The organism is Thermoactinomyces sp. CICC 10735, assembly GCF_016055175.1.
Classification (GTDB): Bacteria; Bacillota; Bacilli; order Thermoactinomycetales; family Thermoactinomycetaceae; genus Thermoactinomyces; species Thermoactinomyces vulgaris.
Window position 1 is genome coordinate 551,203 of sequence record NZ_JAECVT010000001.1, and the last position, 25,503, is coordinate 576,705.

At 48.6% G+C, this 25,503-nt stretch carries 26 protein-coding genes; 2 read left to right on the forward strand and 24 right to left on the reverse strand.

The annotated features are described in order from the left end of the window. Nucleotides 1-22: 22 nt before the first annotated feature. The 6 genes from I8U23_RS02840 to recA are packed head-to-tail and all read right to left on the reverse strand — an operon-like array spanning nucleotide 23 to nucleotide 5,136. Nucleotides 23-697, reverse strand: a complete 675-nt coding sequence (locus I8U23_RS02840) for an ATPase (protein ID WP_037996881.1) — start codon at nucleotides 695-697, stop codon at nucleotides 23-25. A 1-nt stretch (nucleotide 698) separates the two neighbouring features. Beyond that, on the reverse strand, nucleotides 699-944 hold the full coding sequence (locus I8U23_RS02845) for a hypothetical protein (RefSeq protein WP_049720194.1): 246 nt from the start codon (nucleotides 942-944) through the stop codon (nucleotides 699-701). Continuing rightward, nucleotides 919-2,397 (reverse strand): AAA family ATPase, encoded by a 1,479-nt coding sequence (locus I8U23_RS02850; RefSeq protein WP_198050708.1) that lies wholly within the window; start codon nucleotides 2,395-2,397, stop codon nucleotides 919-921. The genes I8U23_RS02845 and I8U23_RS02850 overlap by 26 nt, the downstream gene beginning before the upstream one ends. Further along, complete coding sequence (locus I8U23_RS02855) at nucleotides 2,394-3,380, reverse strand: metallophosphoesterase family protein (RefSeq protein WP_037996886.1); 987 nt, start codon at nucleotides 3,378-3,380, stop codon at nucleotides 2,394-2,396. Before I8U23_RS02855 ends, I8U23_RS02850 begins: the two co-directional genes overlap by 4 nt. Beyond that, complete coding sequence (locus tag I8U23_RS02860; RefSeq protein ID WP_037996890.1) at nucleotides 3,377-4,072, reverse strand: RecX family transcriptional regulator; 696 nt, start codon at nucleotides 4,070-4,072, stop codon at nucleotides 3,377-3,379. Before I8U23_RS02860 ends, I8U23_RS02855 begins: the two co-directional genes overlap by 4 nt. Continuing rightward, the gene (gene recA, locus I8U23_RS02865) at nucleotides 4,069-5,136 is read right to left on the reverse strand and encodes a recombinase RecA (RefSeq protein ID WP_037996892.1); all 1,068 of its coding nucleotides are present in this window, start codon (nucleotides 5,134-5,136) and stop codon (nucleotides 4,069-4,071) included. Before recA ends, I8U23_RS02860 begins: the two co-directional genes overlap by 4 nt. 188 nt (nucleotides 5,137-5,324) lie before the next feature. On the opposite strand from recA, the gene I8U23_RS02870 reads away from it, so the two are divergent. Continuing rightward, entirely contained in the window at nucleotides 5,325-5,624 is a 300-nt protein-coding gene (locus I8U23_RS02870; protein WP_037996939.1) for a metal-sulfur cluster assembly factor, read from the forward strand. A gap of 62 nt (nucleotides 5,625-5,686) precedes the next feature. On the opposite strand, the gene I8U23_RS02875 is transcribed toward I8U23_RS02870, so the two are convergent. The 18 genes from I8U23_RS02875 to dhaK all read right to left on the reverse strand — a co-directional run bounded on the left by I8U23_RS02875 (nucleotide 5,687) and on the right by dhaK (nucleotide 24,594). After that, nucleotides 5,687-7,270 (reverse strand): DEAD/DEAH box helicase, encoded by a 1,584-nt coding sequence (locus I8U23_RS02875; protein ID WP_037996894.1) that lies wholly within the window; start codon nucleotides 7,268-7,270, stop codon nucleotides 5,687-5,689. Continuing rightward, complete coding sequence (locus I8U23_RS02880) at nucleotides 7,267-8,523, reverse strand: competence/damage-inducible protein A (protein WP_198050709.1); 1,257 nt, start codon at nucleotides 8,521-8,523, stop codon at nucleotides 7,267-7,269. The genes I8U23_RS02875 and I8U23_RS02880 overlap by 4 nt, the downstream gene beginning before the upstream one ends. 39 nt (nucleotides 8,524-8,562) lie before the next feature. Next, nucleotides 8,563-9,147 carry a CDP-diacylglycerol--glycerol-3-phosphate 3-phosphatidyltransferase gene (gene pgsA / locus I8U23_RS02885; RefSeq protein WP_037996897.1) on the reverse strand — a complete coding sequence of 195 codons (585 nt, stop codon included), beginning with the start codon at nucleotides 9,145-9,147 and terminating at the stop codon, nucleotides 8,563-8,565. 377 nt (nucleotides 9,148-9,524) lie between these two features. Beyond that, nucleotides 9,525-10,355: a helix-turn-helix domain-containing protein gene (locus I8U23_RS02890; protein ID WP_037996899.1), complete on the reverse strand. Its 831-nt coding sequence runs from the start codon at nucleotides 10,353-10,355 to the stop codon at nucleotides 9,525-9,527. A 117-nt stretch (nucleotides 10,356-10,472) separates the two neighbouring features. Beyond that, nucleotides 10,473-11,876 (reverse strand): helix-turn-helix domain-containing protein, encoded by a 1,404-nt coding sequence (locus I8U23_RS02895; protein WP_198050710.1) that lies wholly within the window; start codon nucleotides 11,874-11,876, stop codon nucleotides 10,473-10,475. Nucleotides 11,877-12,396: 520 nt separating this feature from the next. Beyond that, nucleotides 12,397-12,984 carry a helix-turn-helix domain-containing protein gene (locus I8U23_RS02900; protein ID WP_231855202.1) on the reverse strand — a complete coding sequence of 196 codons (588 nt, stop codon included), beginning with the start codon at nucleotides 12,982-12,984 and terminating at the stop codon, nucleotides 12,397-12,399. Nucleotides 12,985-13,021: 37 nt separating this feature from the next. Continuing rightward, entirely contained in the window at nucleotides 13,022-14,209 is a 1,188-nt protein-coding gene (locus I8U23_RS02905) for a helix-turn-helix domain-containing protein (protein WP_049720197.1), read from the reverse strand. 38 nt (nucleotides 14,210-14,247) lie between these two features. Further along, nucleotides 14,248-15,009, reverse strand: a complete 762-nt coding sequence (locus I8U23_RS02910) for a DUF3388 domain-containing protein (RefSeq protein ID WP_198050711.1) — start codon at nucleotides 15,007-15,009, stop codon at nucleotides 14,248-14,250. A gap of 164 nt (nucleotides 15,010-15,173) precedes the next feature. Then, a complete protein-coding gene (locus I8U23_RS02915) occupies nucleotides 15,174-15,428 on the reverse strand; it encodes a DUF3243 domain-containing protein (RefSeq protein WP_037996476.1) in 255 nt (84 codons plus the stop codon). Between the two features lie 63 nt (nucleotides 15,429-15,491). Then, nucleotides 15,492-16,241, reverse strand: coding sequence for an elongation factor P 5-aminopentanone reductase (ymfI, locus tag I8U23_RS02920; protein WP_198050712.1), 750 nt, complete (start codon nucleotides 16,239-16,241; stop codon nucleotides 15,492-15,494). Between the two features lie 68 nt (nucleotides 16,242-16,309). Next, the gene (yfmH, locus tag I8U23_RS02925) at nucleotides 16,310-17,605 is read right to left on the reverse strand and encodes an EF-P 5-aminopentanol modification-associated protein YfmH (RefSeq protein ID WP_198050713.1); all 1,296 of its coding nucleotides are present in this window, start codon (nucleotides 17,603-17,605) and stop codon (nucleotides 16,310-16,312) included. Continuing rightward, nucleotides 17,586-18,911: an EF-P 5-aminopentanol modification-associated protein YfmF gene (gene yfmF, locus I8U23_RS02930; protein WP_049720200.1), complete on the reverse strand. Its 1,326-nt coding sequence runs from the start codon at nucleotides 18,909-18,911 to the stop codon at nucleotides 17,586-17,588. Before yfmF ends, yfmH begins: the two co-directional genes overlap by 20 nt. Before the next feature lie 124 nt (nucleotides 18,912-19,035). Further along, the gene (locus I8U23_RS02935; RefSeq protein ID WP_037996468.1) at nucleotides 19,036-21,369 is read right to left on the reverse strand and encodes an FtsK/SpoIIIE family DNA translocase; all 2,334 of its coding nucleotides are present in this window, start codon (nucleotides 21,367-21,369) and stop codon (nucleotides 19,036-19,038) included. Between the two features lie 179 nt (nucleotides 21,370-21,548). Beyond that, a complete protein-coding gene (locus tag I8U23_RS02940) occupies nucleotides 21,549-21,770 on the reverse strand; it encodes a YlzJ-like family protein (protein WP_037996465.1) in 222 nt (73 codons plus the stop codon). Further along, nucleotides 21,767-22,489 carry a ClpP family protease gene (locus I8U23_RS02945; protein ID WP_037996464.1) on the reverse strand — a complete coding sequence of 241 codons (723 nt, stop codon included), beginning with the start codon at nucleotides 22,487-22,489 and terminating at the stop codon, nucleotides 21,767-21,769. The genes I8U23_RS02940 and I8U23_RS02945 overlap by 4 nt, the downstream gene beginning before the upstream one ends. Nucleotides 22,490-22,575: 86 nt before the next feature. Continuing rightward, nucleotides 22,576-22,962 (reverse strand): dihydroxyacetone kinase phosphoryl donor subunit DhaM, encoded by a 387-nt coding sequence (gene dhaM / locus I8U23_RS02950; protein WP_037996461.1) that lies wholly within the window; start codon nucleotides 22,960-22,962, stop codon nucleotides 22,576-22,578. Then, nucleotides 22,959-23,591, reverse strand: a complete 633-nt coding sequence (gene dhaL, locus I8U23_RS02955) for a dihydroxyacetone kinase subunit DhaL (RefSeq protein WP_037996459.1) — start codon at nucleotides 23,589-23,591, stop codon at nucleotides 22,959-22,961. Before dhaL ends, dhaM begins: the two co-directional genes overlap by 4 nt. Before the next feature lies 1 nt (nucleotide 23,592). After that, nucleotides 23,593-24,594 (reverse strand): dihydroxyacetone kinase subunit DhaK, encoded by a 1,002-nt coding sequence (gene dhaK / locus I8U23_RS02960; protein ID WP_037996514.1) that lies wholly within the window; start codon nucleotides 24,592-24,594, stop codon nucleotides 23,593-23,595. A 388-nt stretch (nucleotides 24,595-24,982) separates the two neighbouring features. Here dhaK and I8U23_RS02965 point away from each other — a divergent pair, with 388 nt between their 5' ends. Continuing rightward, the gene (locus I8U23_RS02965) at nucleotides 24,983-25,471 is read left to right on the forward strand and encodes a PCYCGC motif-containing (lipo)protein (protein WP_049720207.1); all 489 of its coding nucleotides are present in this window, start codon (nucleotides 24,983-24,985) and stop codon (nucleotides 25,469-25,471) included. The last annotated feature ends 32 nt before the right edge of the window (nucleotides 25,472-25,503 follow it).

The following is a 25,503-nucleotide window of genomic DNA, read 5'->3' on the forward strand; positions in this document are numbered from 1 at the left end:
AGATACAACTAAATTGTATTATTTATACAGTATTGTTGTCAAGATTCCGGCTGCGCTCCACTTCCGACTTACCGGATGACAACCGCACGTAATAGGCCGAATCGGCCGATTCCGTCAGATGCGTATTGTGCGTGACAAGAATGATTTGCCGGCCGAACGTTTCCCCGACCGATTTTAAAAATTCAATCATGGGGACGATATAATCTTCACTCACATGTTTTCCGGGTTCATCCAAAATAATCGGCCCTTGGACACGGGGCTTGATCGTTTCCATGAGCGCAATCCTGAGCGCCAATGAGACAATGTCGACGACACCGCCGCCGCGGGCATCCTGTGGACGGTTTTTCACTTCCTGTTCATCCCACTTCGAAACCACATAAAATTCCGCCGTCGGATTTCCGCCATGATCCGAGAGCTCAATTTGAAAACGAAACGTCGAACCGAAGACATACTTCAAGGCATTGGTCACCAGCGTTTCCAATTGTTGCTTTGCCTGTTGGCGGGCATAGTCTGATGACAGTTGGAACAAAAGACGCACCCGGTCCAACAGATCACGGTGCTCCACGCTTTCTTTCAACCGGGTTTCCGTCTCATTCAACTGACGCAAATGCAGCTCTTTTTCCGCTTTTCGGCGCAACAGTTCATCTCTTGCTTCTTTCAAAGCCTGTTGCAATTCCTCAAGTGATGTGTCTTTCATCTCATTTTCTCAACTCCTTGGGCAAATAGCTCCATGCCTTTTCAATGCCTTCCTCAATCTCTTTTTCCAGCCGCTCAATCTCCCCGGGCAAATCTTCCGGTTCCACTCCCAGCTCCCTGGCTTCTTTGACAATCTCCTCTTCCTGCTTTTCCAAATCTTCCAGACGGGCTTTGGCAACCGTCAATTTGCTTTTGGCATCTTCCAGTTGCGCTTTGAGTTGTTTAATCTTCTCTTCCAGCTGCTGCACGAGAAATTCCTCCTTGATACTCTTCCATGATATGTTGCAAAACAGAGTGGCCGATGGGCGTTCCGCAGGTCGGACACTTTCCGATCTTTTTTAACAGCCGGATCCATTCCCGGGTGCAACGCAAAATTTCCTGTTCTTTTTCCTGGATGTATTTTTTTCCGGTGGCAATCCGTTTTTGGCAATCCAGCCGGCTTCGGTGCAAATCGTCCAGTTTCTTCATCAGCGCTTCTTTCTCTTCTATGTTCGGCACCACTTTTTCCAACACCTCTAAGGCTTCTTGGTTTTGCTTTTGCACCTGCCGCCAGTACTTAAGTTCCCTTGCATTCTTTTCTTTCCGTCGTTTTAAAGGCTGGAGCACTTTGAAACGCTCGTGCTTTTCGGCCAGTTTCTCTAACTCCCGCATGCCTTGCGGCACGTTTTTAAGCCTGAGCACAAAGGTTTTAAGCCCGGCTTTTTTCTCTTTGATCTGATTCCGCTTGTTTTGGAGCCGGAGCAGTTGCTCAAACCTTTTTTGGCTCCTAGACAAACCGGCAAGCCGCCTTTCCGCTTCCGGAATGTGTTCACCCTGCTTGACCGTTTCCAGCGTGCGCTCTTTTTCCTGTTGAAGCCGGATCCACTTTTCGTTTAAACGAATCAACCGGGAAAGCATCGCTTTTTGATACTCCAAGTGAAGCAGCTGCTGTTCGGCATCCGGCAACCGTTTTAATGCCGCAACTTTTTCCTGCCACACTTCTTTTCCCCGCCGTATCTCGATCAAGCTTTCCAGTTTTGCTTCCAAAGACGCTTGCAGACGCTTTTTTTCTTGCACGTCAAGAAAAGCCCGTTCCGCCACTTGAAAATCGGCTTCCAACTGCTGCAGGTTCTCATACGGCTTTAATTTTTCATCCAACCGCTCTTTTTCCTGTTCCAGCTGGCGGATCGTTCCACTTAAAGCCAGCCGGTCGGTGCTCGTTTTTTTCAAGGCTTTGTCGATTAAATGGGCACCGCTGATCCGGCCGATGGTTTTCGCTTTGTTTTGATTCGATTCAAAAAGCAAAAAAGGGCTCTCCAATTGTGTGCCGAAATTCAACAGCAACTCTTTTTGGTCCAGCTCAACCGGAACGATCCGGTGCACGTCGGAGATTTCCTCCGGCACGGAGTTTCCAAATCCTTCAAAGATTTGTTCCTTTCCGTCCGGTGTATTGAGCACATACCGGTTGACCGAACGGCTGCGGATTCTCTCGATCGCCGTCCCGTCCGTCAACACCAGACGAACGCGGCACTCTTTGGCCCCGGTCCGGATAAAATCCGTTCCCCGCGGAGTGTTAAACAACACCCACTTCAATGCGCGCAAAATCGCGCTTTTCCCGCTGTCAGACGGTCCCACAAACACATTGAGCCCGTCGGTGAAATCAATTTCGGTATACTGATGGGACTGGAAATTTTCAATCACGAGCTTTTTAAAACCATTCAATGGCTGCTCTCCCTTTCTGCTTCTTGTTCAATCGCAATCCTCCGCTGGGCTTCCAAAGTGACAACATCCCCGATGTCATGCAACTTGGACATTTCAAAGAGGATATCCATGATGTTGATGGATTGAAAATCGGTCACCGATTTGACTTCACGGATGAATTCGCCCAGCTGTTTTTCGCGGAATTCTTCTTTTTCAATGTAGGACCGGTCCAAAATTTCTTCCCCCCGCTTGGCGCATTGAAGCGGAACCAGCCGGACATCGATGCCCTCTTTGTTCAATTCCAGAAGGGCGACTTGGGGCATCCGTTTGATTTCCGACCGGTGGTTGTTGATACGGGCCAACGCGCCGGGATTGACAATATATTTTCCATTCCGGTGCTGTACGGGAAAGCCTGCATGATAATGCCCAGTCAACAGAACATCGACGGAATCGCTCCAGACTTCGTGAACCGCCGTGTGCGGGATGCTGTCCGGAAGAGCCCTGTCCACCAACATACCGTGAACCATATGCACGCAATATTCGGCTCCGCATTCATTTGGCACTGTATAATCGAGATGCCGCTTTCGTTTGTCCAAATCATAATGGAAAGGTTGGGCGCTGATCTGAACGGTGATGCCGTCTTTCTCCCATTTGATCCGTTCCCCTTCGTTCACCAACCGGATGGCACCGAAGGCATCGAGCAACCCCAGCATCGTCCGCTCCACCGTTGCGGGATTATGTCCGTAAATATCATGATTCCCCGCAACCGCGAAAATGGGGGCCGGAAAACGGCGAAACAGCCCGGCGAATTCCCGGACAATGGCGGGGGAAAGATTGGGGCGGTCAAACAAATCCCCGCCGTGCAAGACCAGATCGACCCGCTCTCTTTCGGCAATGTCAATCACTTCTTCAATCTTTTCGCGAATCGCCTGCTGGAAATCGTCGGTACGGCTTCGTGGTGATGTCCCACGGATATGTGTATCGGTCATATACAATATTTTCATGGACCATTCCCCTTCTCTTCTTCGTGACGGGCCCGGAAAAGATTCAACACCTCATACACCACGCCCATGGAAAATCCCTGCCTGACGAGGTAATTGCCCAGGCGGCGTTCGATCCGGGGCCAAGACTCGTGGCATAAACGCAAATAGCGCCTTTCAGCAATGGATATTGCCAACTGGCGCTCATCTTCCTCCCCGATATGAATCAATGCCTCATCAACGACCGCCGGGTCCATTCCTTTGTTCAACAGCTCCTGTTTCAAACGCCTTTTTCCGTATCCTTTATGATGTTGCCGCTCATTCACCCAGGCTTTGGCAAATTCCAAGTCATTTAAAAATCCGCTTTTTTCCAACTCCAAAATGACTTGTTCGACGGTTTCGCGTTCAAAACCTTTGCGGCCCAAATACATTTTGACTTCATGCGTTGTACGGGGCTTGTAAGATAAATAATGCAAAGCCTTTTGCTTCACCTTGTTGTATTCTTCCGCCTCAAGCCACTCATGAATTTCGCTTTCATCCAGCTCCATGCCTTTGTGAAGCCGGTACTTCACCAAAATATCTTCATGGATGGAGAGGAGAAACTCTCCATCCACATAGATATGATATCGCGGCTTGTTAAGATACGGCTTTTCAATCCGGGTGATTTTTTTTCTCTCTCCCACTTGCCTCATCCATTCTTCAGAACCGGTTTTCAAGCAAGTTCTTCCGTTTTGTCCGCTTTACTTTTCTTCTTTTTTGTGTCTTTTGCCTCTTCCGGTTCACTTGCCTGAATGACGGGCAAGTTGTAATGGGACCGGATCCGGTTTTCGATATTGAGGCAGACATCCGCATGCTCTTTCAAAAATTGTTTGGCATTTTCGCGTCCTTGCCCCAAGCGGTCTCCTTCGAAGGAATACCATGCCCCGCTCTTATTGACAATGTCCAGTTCCGAAGCGATGTCCAAGACACTTCCTTCTTTGGAGATGCCCTCTCCGAACATGATGTCGACATCCGCCTGTTTAAAAGGAGGTGCCACTTTGTTTTTCACCACTTTGATTCTCGTGCGGTTTCCGACCATGTCGCTTCCTTGCTTGATGGTTTCAGCGCGGCGGACTTCCAGGCGTACACTGGAGTAGAATTTCAGTGCGCGTCCGCCCGGTGTCGTTTCCGGGTTTCCAAACATGACGCCCACTTTTTCACGGATTTGGTTAATAAAGATGGCAATGGTTTTGGATTTATTGATCGCTCCGGAAAGCTTGCGCAGTGCCTGAGACATCAACCGGGCTTGCAACCCGACGTGAGAGTCTCCCATTTCCCCTTCAATTTCCGCTTTGGGCACCAGTGCCGCCACCGAGTCAACCACAATGATATCGACGGCACCGCTGCGAACGAGGGCTTCGGCAATTTCCAACGCTTGCTCCCCGGTATCCGGCTGTGACAACAACAACTCCGAAATGTTCACTCCCAGTTTTTCGGCATATACGGGGTCAAGTGCATGCTCTGCATCAATAAACGCGGCTTGTCCGCCTTTTTTTTGCACCTCTGCAATGGCGTGCAAAGCCACCGTGGTTTTCCCGGAAGATTCCGGCCCGTAAATTTCAATGATCCTTCCGCGGGGATATCCGCCCACTCCCAAAGCAATGTCAAGGGCCAGCGCGCCGCTTGAAATGGTCTCCACCTGGCGGGTGGCCTGGTCTCCCATTTTCATGATCGAGCCTTTGCCAAACTGCTTTTCTATCTGTCTCAATGCCATTTCCAACGCTTGTCGTCGATCGGACATGTATCGTTCCTCCTCTTTTTCCCCATTAAATCATATGAACATCATATCGTGTTTTTCTTCATCTGCCAAGATCATTTACGAACATTTATTCGACTCTTTTTTTGGAAATCCTCGTGTAATGCAAAAAAAAGTGTGTTACGTTATAGGTAGAAGCAAAAAAGGAGTGAGGCGCATTGCAAAAGGAACAGATGAAAGAACAAATCATGGAACAACTGGAACAAGTCAATGACCCGGAGTTAAATATTGACATTGTCAATCTGGGGCTGGTCTATGACATAGATATCGATGATGAAGGAAATGTCAAGGTCACCATGACGTTGACAGCCATGGGTTGCCCTTTGGCCGGCATCATCCAGCAGGAAGTGGAACAAGCGTTGAAAAATGTGGAAGGCGTCAATAAAGTGGACGTGGAAATCGTTTGGAACCCCCCGTGGGACAAAAGCCGGATGTCCCGATATGCCAAAATCGCTTTGGGCATTCCCGACTGAAAAAAGAGCTCTTACTTTGTGGTTGATCCACAAAGTAAGAGCTCTTTTGGTTTTTTTGCCCTTTATGAACGGTTGCGGGGACGGGCCGGCTCCATATTGACCCGGGAACCGTTGATTTTGGATTGCCGGAACGCCTCATAAACAAAAGGCGCAACATCCTCCGGAACCTCCACAAAAGAAAAGCGGTCGTAGATGTTGATTTTCCCCACTTGCCTCAAGCTGATCCCCGCATTCTCCGAAATCGCTTTGGCCAACTCCTGCGGATGCAGGTTGGCATTTCGCCCCACATTGATAAAAAAGCGGACCATTCCTGGCGATGCCCCCGTTTCCCCGAAATGGTAAGTGTTGTCAATGCTCTTGACAAACCGGTCGGAAAAAGCGAGATACAACGAAGCCGCCACCACTTTTTCCATGGAAAATTTCTTCGACAATTCCCCGGTCATTTCCTCAAACAATGTCATGTCCACATCGGAACGGATGGTATTTTCAATCTGCGCTATCCAGCTTTCTTGCTGCTTCGCCGCGACCTCCTCCAACGTGGGCAGTTCCCGGGCCTTCAATTTGGTGCCCGTTTCCTGTTCAATCGTGCGAAGCTGTTTCATTTCCCTGGGGGTGACCAGCGTGAGAGCCACCCCTTTGCGTCCGGCTCTGCCCGTTCTTCCAATCCGGTGCACGTAACTTTCCACGTCTTGAGGGATGTCGTAATTGATCACATGGGAAACGCTCCCCACATCAATACCGCGGGCGGCCACATCGGTTGCCACCAAAAGTTCAATTTCCCCGCTGCGGAAGGATTGCATCACGCGATCCCGCTGTTGCTGGGCCAGATCCCCGTGCAGTCCGCCGGCCAGATAGCCTCGTCCCTGCAAGGAATCCGTCAATTCATCCACGCCTTTTTTCGTACGGCAAAAAATAATCGCCAAATCCACTTCTTCACTGTCAAGAATCCGGCACAGGGCATCCACCTTGTAACTGTCCAACACGCGATAATAAATCTGGCGGATCACCGGCACCGTCACTTCGCCCCGGTTGACGGTGATATACTTCGGCTTGCGCATGTACTTTTTCGCCAATTGGCGAATGGCCGAAGGCATGGTGGCCGAAAAAAGCAACAATTGATGATGTTTCGGCATGAAGCGGAACACTTGCTCAATGTCATCAATAAATCCCATGTCCAGCATTTCATCCGCTTCATCCAACACCACGGTTTCAACATGGGAAGGATCGATCGTGCCGCGTCTCAAATGGTCCAACAGCCGGCCGGGAGTCCCGATCACCACATGAACCCCTTGTTGCAGCGCCTTGATTTGGCGCCCGATCGATTGCCCGCCATACACCGGCAATGTTTTCACCCGTTTTTTGCGCCCGATTTTCCGCAATTCTTCCGACACTTGAATCGCCAACTCACGGGTCGGGGCCAAAATGATGCTTTGGACATGCGGCTGTTTCGGATTCACCCGCTCCAAAATGGGAATGCCGAACGCCGCGGTTTTTCCGGTTCCGGTCTGCGCCTGCCCGATCACATCTTCCCCCCGGAGCACGGCCGGAATACACTCCGCTTGTATCGGAGAAGGTTCTTCAAATCCGATATCGTGTATTCCGTTTAATATTTCATTGCTTAATTGAAACTGATCAAAACGATTCATCTTGTTGTTTCACCTTTCTTTAAACATTGCTCAAGAACAAATAAGGCATAATTCGCCGCCAACAGCTGTATACGCCTGCGCGATCCTTTCAAAGCGAACTGATAAACCCGCACCGGCTGTCCTTTTTCGGCCAATCCGATATATACCGTTCCCACCGGTTTTGCTTCCGCCGGATCCGGCCCGGCGACCCCTGTGACCCCGAGTGCGAAATCCGAATCAAAACGCTCCAACGTGTTTTGGGCCATGATTTCTGCCGTTTGTGCACTGATTGCACCATATTGATTCAAACATTCCGCCGGCACCGAGGCGATTTTTTCTTTGACTTCATTGGTATAGGTCACCCATCCGCCTTTAAACGCCCGGCTGCTTCCCGGCACGGAAGTCAAAAGATGAGCCAGTTTTCCGCCGGTGCAACTTTCCGCCACCGCCACTGTTTTCTGATGGCGAATCAACCCGGCCACCACCACTTCTTCCAGCGTCTCACCCTGTTCGCTGTAACAATATTCCCCGATCCGGGTTAAAACTTTCGCTTTTTGCCGGTCAATCAGCTGACGTGCCTCCGCTTCGCCCGGCGCCCAAGCCGTGATTCTCAAAACAACCCCCGATTCTTTGGCATAGGTGGCCAAAACGGGATTATCCTGTTGCCGGATCAAATCGGCAATCTTCTCCTCCAAAAGCGATTCGCCCAATCCAAAAAAAGAAAGGGATTCCGCAAGAATCACCTGCCCCTCATGAATCACTTCGCGCATGAGGAAAGGACGCACCTGCTCTTCAAACATCGGCACCAATTCCCCCGGAGGACCCGGCAACAGAACATAAGTGATCCCGTCCACCTGCAGAGCCAAACCGGGAGCCGTTCCATGATGGTTTTGGAAAACAACACCGCCGGAAAAAACATAAGTCTGCTTGTAATTATTTGCGGGGACCACCTTCATCCGTCCTTCAAAATACTTCTCCAGACGGCGTTTCACCTCCGGATCCTCAACCAACGGAACCCCCGTCACTTCCGAAACGGTTTCTTTGGTCAAGTCATCCATGGTGGGCCCCAGCCCGCCACAGAGGAAAATCAACTGCGATCGCGTGCGTGCGAGTGAAATCACGTCATGCAGCTTTTGTGCATCATCCCCGACCGATGTGTGAAATTGAACATCAATCCCCAATGAATGGAGTTCCCGGGACAAATAAGAAGAATGCAAATCCACCGTTTCTCCCGCCAACAACTCAGAACCAACCGTAATGATTTCTGATTGCATTTTATCTTTCCTTTCTCTTTAGCCAAATCCCGGACGACACTACTGTGTATTGGTCAATGAAACGATCTTGCGGTTTTTGTAAAAGTAATCCACTCCGGAAATGACCGTGATGATCACGGCCAGCCAGGTGGCGATCATGGAAAACGGAAATGAAATGGTTGAGAACGGAACATTGTTGAGCATCAATGAAACAATCGCCACAATTTGTATGATGGTCTTCAGTTTTCCCAATGGACTGGCTGCAATCACATGGCCTTCGGTGACCGCAATCATCCGGAGGCCGGTCACGGCAAATTCCCGGCTGATGATCACAATGGCCATCCACGCCTCCAGTCGTTGCAACTCCACCAATGAGATCAAGGCTGTTGTCACCAACAGTTTATCAGCCAACGGATCAAGAAATTTCCCCAAATTGGTCACCATTTTTTTCCGTCTTGCTATGTATCCGTCCACCCCGTCCGTAACGGCAGCCAAAATAAAAATAAACGTGGCGATCAATTCGCCCGCGGTCAACTTCGCCGCTCCCACATGGATTTCTCCGATGTCAAAGCGAAACAACAAAAAGATCATCACAATGGGGACTAAAAAAATACGAGCCAATGTAATCTTGTTGGCCAGGTTCATCCTATCCAACCTCCCTGGCAATAACCATTTTGATGTAAAAATTTCATCCGCATTCACACAATCATCATGAATTTAGGAAGAGGATTTTCAAAGCCCCGCACGCACGGGAGCAGCGGAAACACCGCACCATTCATTTCCGGCGTTTCGCATTTTCCAAGAAGGGAATGCCGTCGCTTTTGAAGATGCCCTGGTTGGCACCATCTTGTAAAGCCGTTTTTCGTCTTTTGTCAATCAACTTTATTTTTCTAGTATAAACGCATCCATCCTTTAATATTAAACCCATATCCTCGTTTAATTCTTTCGTAAGTATAAACCAAGCATCTGACGCGTGTCAAAAAAAGCAGAGAGGAAGAGGGATCCTCTCTGCTGAACCGCTTTTATTCATCATCCGTGCTTTCTTTCTTTTTGAATTGGTACAATGAAACTTGCTGCTGTGAAGAGGTGTCAATATAAACCCCGTTGACATAGAGTTTAACATAATGGGGATGATCGACCCGCAAAGAAATCCACTCCGGGTCGGAAAATTCTTCCGCCTGGTTCGGGGACAATGCTTTGGAAGCAATCACTTTCCCCGTGGGTCCCCCCGAACGGATCTGGATTTCAGTTGATTTGTCCGCCACCACTTTCACCGTCACTTTTTCGGCTTTTGAAACACCGTACACATCGCCTTGTTCTCCTTTTTCAGCCGGTTGAATCAATTCCACCTGCGGACGTTCTTTGGGTTCCGGTTTGGCCTCCGGATCCGCCGTTTCCGTTTGCGGTTCCTCCAGCTGAACCGTTTCTGCGTCGGATGAGTCTTGATCCAGAACCAGCCATGTAACCACACCGGCTGCGATCAATAAAACGGCGATGGAAGAAACCAAGAGAGCGTTCGGCCACTTGGCAATCCATTTCTTTTTCGGTTCGGATGATTCTTGTGTCCGGCTGCTTCGGGACGGAAGCGTGGTGACCGGCCGGGACTCTTCGGGACGCTCTTCTTGTTCCCACTTTTTATATGCATCCAACATCGGCTTTGCATCGATTCCCAACAGTTTCGAATACCTGCGGATAAAACCCCTCACATAAAGAGGATCCGGAAGCCCGGAAAATTCAGCATTTTCCAAAGCTGCAAGATATTTTTCATCAATCCGGGTTTTTTCCGCTGCTTCTTCCAAACTCAGCTGCTTCTGTTCCCTGGCCTTTTTTAATTCTTCAAAAGGCTTGGACATCTGCCGTGTCCCTCCCGTTGATTGTTCTGTTCAATTCTAACTTTTACAGTATAGCCCAGAAGAATATGAACGTCAAAAAAGCAAGTGCCGGGCAAGCACTTGCTTCCAAAAAAAAAATCAATCGACTCTGCGGACGTGAATATACCGTGCCGATTTCACGACTTGTCCGTTGACGTAAACAATCGCATCTTCCGGAGCGCTCAATCCGACATAAAAGTCCCGATTGCCTTCATATGTATATTTGTAGCTCCATTTTTCGTCCTTGGGCAACGTCACATCTTTAATCAAATGATCACTTCCGCCCTCGGAAGGAAGATCGGTTCTGAGCTCAACCCGCGATTTTCCACCGGCAGCATGAACCATCACCACGATTTGATCGGTATCCTGGAGACGATAGTGCACCACATTCACATCCTGCTGCGCCAATTGCAGTTTTCCTTTTTTCTCAGGCGGAATCTCAAGCGTTTGGTCATTGGCGGTTTGTGAAGCCGGGTTGGAATCCGGTTGGGAATCATCCCCTGTAAACGACAAAATCGCCCATCCCAGGGGGACACACAAGATTAAACCGGCAACCGCCATCGCAATGGGGCTTTTAAGCTTCAAACCGGATATTTTGAAAGATTTCCGGCTTTTGGACGCACTGCGACTTAAGCGTTCAACGCGACTCAACAGTTGACGCTCCCCTTCTTTTTTCTGAGATCCGTTTTCCAAGTCGTCCGGCAAAACCGATGGAATCGGGACATTGTTTAAATCCAGCTTTTTCATCGCACCCGTAACCCGGGGCACCGGTCCGGAATTTCGGGTTGCCTGATCCGAAACCCGGTTCAACGGCCCGGACACACGCGGCACCGTCCCGGTGTTTGAAAGCAACAAACTTTGGTTCGGTCTGGTTTGTCCGTGCTGGTTTTTCCGTGAAACCGTCGGATACAATTCTTTTTTCGGATTGATTCCGCCAACGTTTCCCTGAGCCGTCTGATCTTTATCCTTATTCAGAATGCCCGCTTGCTGATAACCCATGTCCCGGCGCGCTTTCACCTGATCGCTCACCCGGTTGGGCATGGTCTTGGAAGCCGTCAGCGCCGTTTGGGCATCGATCCGTCCCTTGGTCTGGTTATTCATCGGCAACGTTCTCATGCGCATTGTGTTTTGCGTCGATGGACTTGGATTGACGGCAGGCATTTTGCCCGTTTGCTGGTATTTTTCAAGCGGCGGTAACTTTTGCGTCTGCTGATTTTGATTAAAATCATTCGGATTGACCGCTTTATGTACCCCGGTTAATCTCTCCGCTTGTTCCATCTTTCGGTATTGACGCAAAATATGATGCGGTTCGATTTTTACACAATTGGCATAAGAACGCAGATATGTCCGCACATAAAAAGGGCTCGGCAATTTATCGAATTCACCATTTTCGATCGCAATTAAAAATGATTTTTGGATCCTTGTTTTTTCTTGCAGTTCTTCGAGGGACATTCCAATCGCTTCTCGGGCTTGTCGAAGATATGAGCCAATTTCGACAGACACCCCAGCCACCTCCTGAAAGGCTGTTTGAACAATACGCTTTTGACAACAAAAGACATGCTGCTCAGCAACCCGTTAAATTATCGGTTTTTTCATGGTGTTTGCTGTTTTCCCAGCACTTTTCGATTGGTTGTAAACATTTTTATCGTTAGTTGAAACACCGTCTTCTATCATACTCTTTACCGAAATCAAAATCTATTCTTTTTCTTTGAAACAACATCCCATAAACAAAAAAGAGCCTGAGAGTTGTTGTAAATATATAGTTGTTGTAAATATATATAAAAAAACAATGATCTTGACGGCGCTGTATAGAAACAACAATTTGTTTCAAGCATACCATGGTCTCCGAAATGTGTCAAAAACGCCTTCTTCTACAGTCCCTCTTGTTGCCGTCCGAAATTAAAACTTTTTTTAAAAACCGTCAATTTTTCCGGTGAAAAACCCCTCGTTAAAATTCAGTATATTCTTATATTTAAAAACCGGCGTCCCCCGGCCTGTCCAAACCGGGAAACCGCCTCTCCGATCAGGCATTGCTCCATCGGAACCATAAAAAACATATGGTTGCAATCACCAATAAAATTGCACCCGATAATAAAAAATACGAGTAGATTTTACCAAAAACGGACGTTTTCTTTTTGGAAGCCTGCCGGCGGCTCCGGCGGCTGTATACACCTTCCCCGGATTCCGTCTCCATCCCCTCTCTCTCCGATCGTCGGTAAACCTGCCTTTGAGGGGGATGATCCTGCTGAGGATAATCCGGTTTCTTATGGGATTGAGAACGTCCGTATCCGTTTGACCGGCGGCGGGACCGGGACAGCTCTCTACCATTTCCCTGCCCGTCCGGAAGATTTCTTCGGACTGTTGGTTCCCTGCGCGTCGTCCTTTCTTGTGCCTGTTGCAACAAATTTAACATCGGTTGCGGATTTTCTCCCACAACCGTTGCATATGCCCGGACACAGGAACGAACAAACGCGGGATTGGGGTGAAAATGAAACCGCCCCTGTTCCATCGCCAACAAATCCCTTTTGGAAATTCTGGTCCGTCTCTCCACTTCTTCCAAAGTCAAGCCCGACGCCTCACGCGCCCTTCTCAGTCTCCTCCCGATTTCCACGGACAACGAAGCACCCTCCCCCAACTAACTTCACGGCTTACTGAACTTTCACCACATAACTTTTTTCAGCATCTTGCGCATCTGTATTAATTTGTTGATCATTCACAAGGATTTCTACATTAGATGGCGTTCCCAATCGGAACCAAACATAGTTTTTTCCGGCTGTATCCAGTGTGACTTCTTGCCCCACACGCAATGTCAATTTTTTGGGCTGATCCTTCGGAGTAGGGGCATACAAAACCGTTGATTCCCCACTTCTCCCTTTTAACACAACATTTAATTTATCGACATTTTTGATCAAATACTCTTGTCCGGCATAAGGATCCGAGGATTCTTCCCCTTCCTCCAAAGTGGGCAAATTTTGCGAAGCGGCATTGACATCCACCATTTGCCCGTTTCCGGCAGGATATTCCGCTGCATTGCGTTTTTCGGGCTGGGAAGTCTGATGACCATGGAGATAAACATACACTCCTCCGCTTAACAATAACAAAGCACCGACAACCATGGCAATCATCGTATGTTTTTTCTTTTTGACATTTTCTTTTTTCTCTTTCATTTGTTGTTTTTTCAATTCCATGGCAACCCGGCGCGGTGTTAACAGATGCTGTTGCGTGGCTTCAAGCGGAGGCAGAGACAGCGTCGTTTGAGGTACGGGTGTTTGGGTTGACGGTTCCGGGTGTTTCATTGGTTGCGGCTCAACCGGTGGTTCCGGGGATTTCGTTACTTCCGGAACCGGCGGAAGCTGATTCTGCTGGTTTGCGGGACGAAAATTCAATCCGGGATTCGGCGCGGAAGACAAAGATTTTTTGGCCGGTTCAGGCTCCGGGTTGTTTGGCTGGCGGAACGGACTCCCGCTCAACACCCCGCTTGGTCTCGGACTTTGCGCTTGTCCTTTCGGAGGAAGAAAATTCCCGCTTGATTTCGGCAACATTTTTGTCCGGGATGCCGGTTTGGGGGGCGTGACGGCTTTGGACTGTTCCTGATTGGGACGCATTTTCATCAACTTGTCAAAATGGTCCAACAATGGTTTCGTATCCACGCCGAGGCTTTTCGCGTAAGTTCTCAAAAAAGCCTTGGCATAAAAAGGGCTTGGCAGCAGATCAAAACGGTCATTTTCAAGCGCATGCAAATATTTTATGTGAATATTCGTAATTCTGTTTGCTTCTTCCAGAGAATACCCCCGTTGCTGCCGCACCTGTTTCAAATAGTCTCCAATCCCCGACATTTTTGATCCCTCCCCTTGCAGCAAAGCTTTTGCCACGTTTAAAATCCATGATATTCATCCAATCGATCATACGAAATCACTTCATCCGGATGATTCCGGAGTTCAATGATATAATCAAAATCATCCAATGTATACTCTGTTTCCCTGATAAACACATCCGGATGTTCAATTACTTTGGTTGCGTCCATACGCAAAATTTCCCGAACCAGCATGTCATGGCGTTCGGTCGAGCGGAGCGTGGAAACGATCCCGTCAATAATATACACGTTTTGGCCTGAAAGTTCATCCTGGGCCAATTGGCTGCGGACCGTCTGTTTTAACAATGTGGACGAAACAAATGTCCAGCGCTTATTGGCACAAACACTGGCAGCCACCACGGACTCCGTTTTCCCGACTCTGGGCATGCCCCGGATACCGATTAACTGAGCCCCTTCTTTTTTAAAAAGATGTGCCATGAAATCCACCAAAAGCCCCAGCTCTTCCCTTGTGAATCGATACGTTCTTTCATCGGCCACACACCGTTCCAGGTAACGGCCGTGTCTGACCGCCATCCGGTCCACCAGTTGAGGAGGGCGCAAAGACGTAATGGTGATGTTATCAACTCTTGTCAAAATTCCCCTTAACGCCTCAATCTTTTCTTTATCATCAGAACGGAGCAGTAAACCCCGCCGGTTTTTCTCCACCCCGTTAATCGTGACGATATTGATGCCAAGCATTCCCAATATGGATGCCAAATCCCCCATTAAACCAGGGCGATTTTTATGAATCTGATATTCCAGATACCATTCCTGGTGATCCATGAAAGCACCCCACCCTCTCCCGTTTCAAACGCCAAACTCAAAAGATTAATATGTTAATTAGTATAGCATAACCGCAAAGTGCCAAAAAAGTATTACATTGAGAATTGAATTTATCAAAAAAATAAAACACCCGTTTTTGGGTGTTTTAAAATAAAAACAAACATTCATCTGTTTCCATCGTTCACCATTTTGAACATTAAATTGGCGATCGTTTGTTGCTCGTTTTCATCCGCCACACTCCAAAGATCTTTTAAAACACGTTCCTGGGTGTTTTGCGGATCCACATCCTTGGCCAGATAATCCCCGAGTTGATGGGCCAATTCTTTGATATCCTGGTCACTCATCCCCAGCTGGCGGGCTTGGTCCACACGGTTATGCAAAAACTCTTTCCAGTCCTGAAAATTGTCTAAAACAGACATTTCTTTTTCCTCCTTTTATCTGATACATGGATCTACTTCTAATATGAATCGAATGATTTCATTTTATGTATACCAACCGCCATTAACAGCAAAGACTTGCCCGGTGATATAGGAAGATTGGGGAAGACATAAAAAAGCGGCCAGCGATGCCACTTCCTCCGGACTTCCCAAACGGCCGGCCGGAATGTCCTCCGCCAACGAATGCTTCTCTTCCCCGGTCAATTGCCGATCCAACAAAGGAGTGTCAATGGCTCCGGGCGCAATAGCATTCACCGTAATGCCGCTTGGCGCCACTTCTTTCGCCAGGGCCTTGGCCATGCTGATTTGCGCTCCTTTGGCGGCGGAATACAACACTTCCCCCGCACCGCCGGTCTGCCCCCATATGGAAGAGACCAAAATAATCCGTCCATCTTTTTTGCGGATCATGCGGGGAAGCGCGATTTGTGCCAGATAAAAAGCACCCCGCACATGAACATCCATCAGCAATTCATAGTCATGATCCGAAAAATCCTGAATCAATCCCCATTTGGACGTACCCGCCGCATGAATCACGATATCCGGCGGAGACAAATACATGCAAATTTGCTGGTAAGCCTCATCGACAGAAGAACGGGTCCTTAAATCCACCGGAAAGGCAAAAGCCGGAACCCCTTTTTCTTTGCATTCCATGACAACTTTTTGCACTTCCTCCCGCCGGGAATGATAACCGGCGGCAATGTTTGCACCCAATCCGGCCAGTTCGATGCAAATGTCCCGCCCGATTCCCCCGCTGCCTCCAATGATCCAGGCGGTTTTTCCTTTTAACGCTTGCATGTTTTCCATCCTTTCAAACAAAAGCGCCCTTTTGAAAAAGGACGCTTTCACGGTTATGATTTGTAACTTTAATCTTGGGACGGCCGCACGATGGAAACGGCAAACCGGTCCCACTGCATGTGTTCCTGCATGCGGCGGTTCACCTCTTCTAACGTCAAAGCCTCCAAACACGGAACCAGATTAAATAAATCGGCATCATGAAACCGGTAACCGGTAAATTGGTTGGCAATCCATTCCGGAGAATTCAAATAGCGCAAATTCGCACCGATCTTCTTTTTGCGAATCCGTTCAAAAGTTTCCTGGTCCAATCCCTTTTCAATCAAGGGTGGCAATTCCTTTTTGATCCGCTCAAGCAACTGATCGGGATCCGGCGTATCCCCTCCGATGATGGACAACCCGAATCCCCTGTCCAGGGTATAATCCGTCCCGAACCCGTCATCAATCAATCCGTCGTCATACAGGGATTGATACAAGTTGGAAGCCGGGCCGAGCAATGCTTCCAAAGCGATCTGGGTGGCCATTTCTTGTTTGAGAAACTCGTTTCCCTTTACGTTCACCTTGTCCGCTTTTTCTTTAAATCCAAACATGCATTTGGAAATCCCGACACTCAACTCGATTTCCTTGAAGGCTTCGGCCACCTCCTCTGGCTCATCCGGGAAAAAGCGTTCAATCTCCGGCTGATCCGGGAAAGACTTGTTCTTTTGGTTTTCTTTCACCAATTGGATGATGGCTTCCGGATCCACCGGCCCGACAATGAACAGGACCATGTTGTTCGGATGGTAAAAAGTTTCATAGCAAGTGTACAACAAGTCTTTGGTAATCTTCGATATGGACTCCACGGTTCCGGCGATGTCAATCTTAACGGGGTGATGGTGATACATGGCTTCAAACAAGCCAAAATAAGCACGCCAGTCCGGGTTGTCATCGTACATCCGGATTTCCTGTCCGATGATCCCTTTTTCTTTCTCCACATTTTGCTCCGTGAAATACGGCGATTGCACAAAATCAAGCAAGGTTGTCAGGTTTTTTTCCACCTGGCCCGTGCTGGAAAACAAATAGGCCGTCCGGGTAAAGCTGGTAAACGCATTGGCCGAAGCCCCCTGCCGCGAAAACTCCTGGAACACGTCTTCCCCCGATGCCTGCTCAAACATTTTGTGTTCCAAGAAATGCGCAATTCCGTCGGGAACCTCATGCTTTTCTTTCCCCTTTACCCGGAAGGTGTTGTCAATGGATCCGTATTTGGTTGTAAACGTGGCATACGTTTTAAAGAAATTCTTTTTCGGCAGGACATAAACACTCAAGCCGTTGGGAAGCTCTTCAAAGAACAGAGATTCTTGAATTTTATCAAACTCCACTTTTTGCATGTTCATTCCCTCCCCGGTCCCGTAAGAAATAAATCACATCCAACCGGATTTTCTCCGCTATTTTTTGCACGTCTTCCTTTTGCACCGCATTCACTTGCTCCAATAATTTTTCCAGCGGCAAATCTTTTCCGTTCAAAACGGATTGGTAATGGAAATGGATCATCTCATAAGACCGGTCCATTTGAGAGCGCAGCTGGTTGGACAACGTCGCCTTGGACTGCTTCAGTTCCTGATCGCTGATGTTTCCTTGCCGGATTTCCTCCAACTGCTCTTTGATGATTTGAACCGCTTGCTCATAGTTGGCGATTTCAATTCCGGATTGAATGAGCAACAGGCCTTTATGACTTTCCAAGCGGGAAGAACAATAGTAAGCGAGGCTCGCTTTTTCGCGCACATTCCTGAACAGCTTGGAATGCGGGAAGCCGCCCAGGATGCCGTTATACATCATGAGCGCCGGATAATCCGGATCTTTTATTGTGGTTTGGGTCCGGCAACCGATGTTCAATTTCCCTTGTTTGACATTCATCCGTTCGGTCACGATCCGTTCTTCCTTCACCGGAAGGGAAGCCGTTTTTGTCTGTATCGTTTTCCGCGTTTTGTCCGCAATGGACGAAAATTCTTTTTCAAGCAATTTCAGCACTTCGTCCACCGATACATTGCCCACGCAATAAAAATCCACCGGGCAATCGGACAAGACCTCTTGATAATATGTATACAACGATGGCGGGTCAATGTTTGGCAAGTCTTCGAGACGTCCATGGTTAAACAACGCATACGGCTCTCCCTGACACATGGCCTCAATCAGGCGATGGGAAGCATAGCGGATTTTATCGTCTTTTAAGCTTTCAATTTTCTGTTTTAAATTTTTCTTTTCCGCTTCCACATAGGACGGCTTGAATGCTTGATTTTCCAGCGCCGGTTTTAATAACACCTCGCTGAAAAACCGGATTCCTTCCGCAAGCAGGGAAGGGGATTCCTTGAGATATTGTTCATTGGCCAGTTCCATGCCAAATTGCATGATATGCCGTTCTCCCCGCTTGAATACATCCCCGAACAAAATGGCCCCATACAACTCATCCAATTTCTGACGGAAGGAAAGGGTGGTCGGATGGGACTGTGTCCCCCTCTGCAACACTTGAGGGAGCAATGCGGTTTTGGTTACGGTTTCCGGGGACAACTCCTGTTGAATAAATGCCATCAGCGTCGTGGTTTTAAACTTTTCGCTGTTACAAACATGGACACGGATATTCCCGATCGAGCCTGTTTCAAACTGAGCAAAACCCAAAGTATTCACCTCTTTTTTCATCAAGTCAATTACCCCTATTATAGACGAATACGGCACCGGTTAGAAATGTTCACCATTTATTATGATCGTCTGCCCGGCAAAAAAATTCTTTTCTTTGAAAACTCGGCGGCTTCCCTCTTCGCGACTACTTCACAGCTTCTTTTTTTCTCTCCCCGGTTTCATTGTCAAAGGATGAAACCAACACTTCGCGGGGCTTGCTCCCTTCATAAGGGCCGACAATCCCTTTGGCCTCCAGCATGTCAATCAGGCGGGCCGCCCTGGTGTAACCGATCCGCAACCGGCGCTGCAACAAAGACACAGAGGCTGTTTGCGCTTCAATGACCAGTTTTTTCGCTTGCGGAAACAATTCGTCGTCGACGGATGATTTATTTTTGTCAGGGGATTGGGGAATCATTTCTTCCTGGTAATCCGGTTCTTGTTGTTCCTTGACAAATTTCACCACCCGCTCCACTTCTTCATCCGAAAGGAAAGCCCCTTGGATCCGGGTCGGTTTGGATGCTCCCGTCGGCAGATACAACATATCCCCGCGTCCGAGCAATTTCTCGGCTCCCCCCATGTCCAGGATGGTGCGGGAATCGGCCTGAGATGAAACGGCAAAAGCAATCCGGGTCGGGATATTGGACTTGATCACGCCGGTAATCACATCGACCGATGGACGCTGAGTGGCGATGATCAAATGAATCCCGGCAGCCCTGGCCATCTGCGCCAGCCGGCAAATCGCATCTTCCACATCGGCCGGGGCGACCATCATCAAATCCGCCAACTCATCCACAATGACAACAATGTAAGGGAGAGGGTCTGTATCTTCCAATCCCTTTTCTTTCACCAATTGATTGAAGCGTTCGATGTCGCGGGCCCCGTGCTTGGCAAACAATTCATAGCGCTTTTCCATTTCCGCCACCACTTTTTTCAATGCCATGGCCGCTTTGCGCGGCTCCGTGACAACCGGAATCAATAAATGGGGAATTCCGTTGTATACATTCAATTCAACCATTTTGGGATCAATCATCATCAATTTCACTTCGTCCGGACGCGCTTTGTACAGCAGGCTGACAATGATCCCGTTGATGCAAACGCTTTTTCCCGATCCGGTTGCACCCGCCACCAGCAGATGCGGCATCTTGGCCAGATTATCCACAATGGGTTTGCCGTACACATCACGCCCCAGGGCAATGCTCAACTTGGATTGCGATCCCAAATATTCCGCACTCTCCAATACATCTCTTAACCCCACCAGCGCGACTTTGGAATTGGGGATTTCGATCCCGACCGCCGATTTTCCCGGGATCGGGGCTTCAATCCGGATATCCTTGGCCGCCAGCGCCAGGGCAATGTCATCCGCCAGGTTGACAATCCGGCTCACTTTCACCCCTTTTTCCGGACGGATTTCATAACGGGTGACAGCCGGTCCCCGGTGGATTTCCCCCACCGTTGCTTTGACTCCGAAGCTTTCCAGTTTGTCCTGCAGCGTTTTTGCTTTTTCATGGACGTTTTCCTGCTCCCGGCCCTGCCTTTTCTTTGTCGGATTCAACAAGGTGGCCGGTGGCAATACATAGTGATCCATCTTTTGTTGCGATTGAAAATGGACTTCAATCGGCTCGTCGGAACCTTCTTCCTGTTCGGGTTGTTTCGGTCGTTTCCTATCCGGCTCCGACGGCTGCAATTTCAATTTCATTTGTTCATGGACCGGCTTTTCCCCGTCCTCCGGTTGCTCCCGGCTGTCTTGGTAAGCCACATCTTCAAAGTCATAAACCACCGGATCGATGGGCTCTTTGCTCACTTCCACATCAGGGACGGTTTTTTTCTGCACACGTCTTTGCTTCGATGGCCGCTTCCGGCGGCGGTCATATTGCCTGATCCAATCGATCAGGCAATCTTTTCCCTTCTGTTTTGCTTTTTTGTAAACGGCCTTAGAGATCAGCGCAGCTTTGGTAAATGAAAAGTCGGCGATCAGCAAAAAACCGCAACACACGACGGCAGCCAGCACAATCAAAGCGCCAGTGTCATCGAATAAAAAATGGAGCAAAGCATAGGAAAAAGCCCCCAGCATCCCGCTGCCGACATCCAGTGGAACCGCTGAATTTCTTTCCTCCAACAACATGTACCATGTCTGATCAATGATTCCCTTGTCCGTTTGAATGGTGTGAAAGGTCAAGTAATGATTAAAAGTGATCAGCGCCATGAACACCAAAGCGACTCCCGTCCACCTCGACGACCAATGATCCGGCCACCGGTGATGCGCCATCACATACACGGACAATCCCATTCCCAAAAGCGGAATGATAAAATCCCATGTCCCCACCACAAAACGGGCCAGATACGTCAAATTTCTGCCAATGGCTCCATAACTGGCAATCGTCACCAAAGACAACGCCAATAAGACAATGCCGTAAATCTCAAACAAAATTTCTTTTTTTGTTCCAATCGACTGTTTTTTCTTATTTCTCTTTTTTGTCATTGAAACCACCTTTTCAACCCATCCGTTCCGAAAGTAAATAATGGAAATGATAACCAGTCGGTATTATCTTATCGATATTTATTTCCCAAAACAACATAAAGTCTCCTACCGGATTTTAAAGATTTTTTCTTTTTGTTCTTCTTCCGGCTCCAAAAAAACTGCCGGCAATGGCCGGCAGTTTACTCTGTCACGGTCGGAACGTTTTTGATGGTGTTTCCCGGCTGAAAACGAGGATCCAAAAAATGACCGGGATCTCCGCTCAGCACTTGGACAATGGTCGCTTCTCCTTCCTCTCCTTCATGGACAATCATCTTCACGCCATCCACTTGAATTTGTTTCAGCTTCAACTCATCCGGGCGGTAAAAAGCCATTTCGATCGGGATCGTGGAATAGTAAATCATTGCAAAATCTCCTTTTGCTTGTTGGCCTCCACCATTTTGTTCAATTCGGCAAGCGCTTCGGAAATGCCGCCCACTTCATCAATCAATCCGTATTTCACCGCATCTTTTCCAATCACATTGGTTCCAATGTCCCGGGCCAGATCCCCGGTCTGGAACATGAGCTCACGGATCTTTTCTTCCGTGATGTTCGAATGGGTGGAAATGAAATGAATCACCCGATCTTGCATTTTTTCCATATATTCAAAGGTTTGGGGCACGCCGATGACCAATCCGCTCAGACGGACCGGATGAATCGTCATGGTGGCTGTTTCGGCTATGAAGGATTTATCCGCCGCAACCGCAATGGGAACCCCGATGCTGTGGCCTCCCCCGAGAACAATCGAAACCGTCGGCTTTCGCATCGTCGCAATCATTTCCGCAATGGCCAAACCGGCTTCCACATCACCGCCCACGGTATTTAAAACAATCACCATTCCTTCAATCTTCGGGTTTTGTTCCACCGCGACGATCTGCGGAATCACATGTTCATATTTCGTCGTTTTATTTTGGGGAGGCATCACCAGATGGCCTTCGATTTGCCCGATGATGCTCAAACAAAAAATATTGCTTTCCAGTTGAGGCACATTGGTTTGCCCCAACTGCTGGATCATCTGGGCGGCAGCATTCTTCTTTTTTTCATTCGATTCTGTATCGGGTCGGACATTTCGATCCTCTTTCACCGGGTTCACTCCTTTTGTATGGACTACGAGTTAGTATGCGCATCTCTCTTTTTTTATTGTGAGGAACCCGGGAGAATTTTATGTTCCTATTTGCGCCAATTTCTTGCTTTTTGCGCCGATGCCGCCACTTTATCCAAATCGCTTCGGACCGAAGCTTCCACGGCGGCGGCATAGGCACCTTCCACCAACGGCGCGTCCGCCACGCGTATCTTCTTTTCGTCCCCCAACATCTCGATGGCCATTTCGACGGACATAGCCGCACTTCCGATATCAAATAAAACCAAAACGCCGCAATCTGAATAAACGCGTTCGATGGCTTCTTTGATCTTAAACGGGCTGGTTCCCAGCTCTCCATCATCCGTTCCGCCGGCAATGGCGACCGGTACGCCTTTTTGTATTTGCGAGAGAAATTCCGCCAATCCTTCAACAAGCTTTTCACTGTGCGAGACCAGCACCAATCCGACACAGCTCATTGTCCGTCCCCCTTCCAAGGTTGTTCTGCCCATGTCCAAAAGAAGTAATAAGAAGACACCGCCCCCGGATCCAAGTGACCTCTCGAGCGTTCCCCAAGGTAAGAAGCACGCCCTTTCTTTGCCACCATCGCCCGGGTGTCGATCATGGATTGTTCGGCAATGTCTTTGACCATTTGCCAGGAGATTTGCTCTTTCGCCTGTTCCATGTACCGGACAACGGGTTCCCAGACATCCAACATGGTCTTGTCGCCGGGCTCCGCTTTTCCTCTCATTTTTAATCCCTGACGAGCCTCGGAAAAAGCCGTTACCCATTCTTCATGCGTCAACACGCTTTTTCCTTTGCAAACCGAAGCCATTTTCAGAAAAACAGTGCCGTACAACGGGCCGGATGCCCCGCCCACTTTGCTTAACAGAATCCGGGAAACCGTTTGGAACCACCACCCGATATCGTGAGGATCATGTTCTTGCGCCAGGACCTTCTCCACTTCCTTAAAGCCGCGAGCCATATTCACACCGTGATCCCCGTCTCCAATCGCCTGATCATACCGGGAAAGCTCTTCCTTTTTTTCTTGCATGATCCGGCTTAAATCCGATAACCAATGCTTCACCTGCAAAACCGTCCATTCCATCTTATCTTCCTCCTTCGGCTTGAACCCATGATACGGTGTCGGATGGTTCTTTCAATCCTTTTTTTAATTCATCATCCAGTTTCAAGAGGGTGAGTGAACAACCGGCCATCTCCAACGAAGTCATGTATTCGCCGACACTGGTGGAGAACACACGGATCCCCTTATCTTGTAAATATTCCGATACTTTTCTGTTCAAAATATACAACTCCATCAGCGGCGTGGCCCCCAAACCATTCAACATGACCGCAACCTCGTCCCCTTTTTGGAGTGGCAAATCCTTAAAAATGGCATCCAACAACACACCAGCAGTTTCATCTGCGGACAAGTGATCCGTTCTTTGGATGCCGGGTTCCCCATGAATCCCCATTCCGATTTCCATTTCATCCTCTTGGATCTCAAAGCCTGGCTTTCCGACGGCTGGCACCGTGCAGGCGGTTAAAGCCACTCCCATGCTCCGCATATTTCGCACGGTTTTTTCCGCAATTCGGTGAACCTCCTCCAAACCCGCCCCCGCTTCGGCCCAAGCTCCGGCAATTTTATGGACGAAAACCGTTCCGGCAATTCCCCTTCTCCGGGACGGATCATCAACGGCCACATCATCGTTGACCACCACGCATTTCACGGGGATTCCTCCCATTATCGCCATATCTGCCGCCATCTCAAAATTCATGACGTCCCCGGCATAATTTTTGATGATCAACAAGACACCCTTGCCTCCGTCGGCTGCCTGGATCGCTCTTAAGATCTGATCGGGCGCGGGGGAGGTAAACACCTCGCCAAGCACGGCGGCATCCAGCATGCCTTTTCCCACATACCCGGCATGAGCCGGTTCATGCCCGGAACCGCCGCCGCTGACCAACCCCACTTTTCCTTGAACAGGCGCTTCATTGCGGACGATGACGGAATAATCCGGAATCCTGGACAATCTCTTTGGATACGCGGCCACCATGCCCTCCAACATTTCATCCACTACCTCATCAGGATGATTGATCAATTTTTTCAACTTTCTCTCATCTCCCTTTTGCAAAAATCGCCACTTTTTCAAGCCGGATCATTCAGATAATCCATCGGGTAAAGAATGGTTTTTCACACTTCATTATATCTAAAAAAATAAAACACTTAAAAAACGGAATAAGTCACCCAAATAAAGTTTTTTCTCCCTTTTATTTCCTTAACAAAAACTCACAAATTGCTTTATAATAATAAATGAGATAGCCACTCTGGCTTACGCAAGCTATCTCAATCAAGTGGTTTTATCATTTTGTTCCCCGGATCTATGAGACCGTTTACACGGTCTCTTTTTTTATCTTTTTGAAACGGATTTCCCCTTCTCCACACCAAATCATTTTTTTCTGCTATGATGAGTGGGGAAAAAGGGGGGGCATATGATCATGCATCAAAAAACGATTCGATTTTTTTCCGTCTTTCTGTTTCTGTTTGGCTTGTCATTTACAGCCGGTTGCCAGCCGGATCCGCATCAGGAGGCCGGTCCCGGTGAATCCTCCCATGTAACGGGAGATGTCCGGGAGACCACCGCGCCCCATGAATTACCCTCTTTTTTGCGGGATCATCCCGCGGAGGTGGCTCAAACTTATCAAGAAGTCTCCAAACACCGTGATTTGCTGGCCCGGATCCCGTGTTTCTGCGGATGCGGACAAAGTGTGGGGCATCGCAATAATCTTGATTGCTTTATCCACCAACAATCCAAAGACCAAATCACATGGGATTCCCATGCCACCACTTGCGGGGTTTGTCTGGAGATTGCCAAAGAATCCATACAAATGAAAAAATCCGGAACGTCTGATCAAAAAATCCGCGAATTTATCGACCAAAAATATGGCAACGATTTTGCCGAACCGACGCCAACTCCGGCTCTGTAAATGACAATACATCCTGCCTGGACACCCAGACA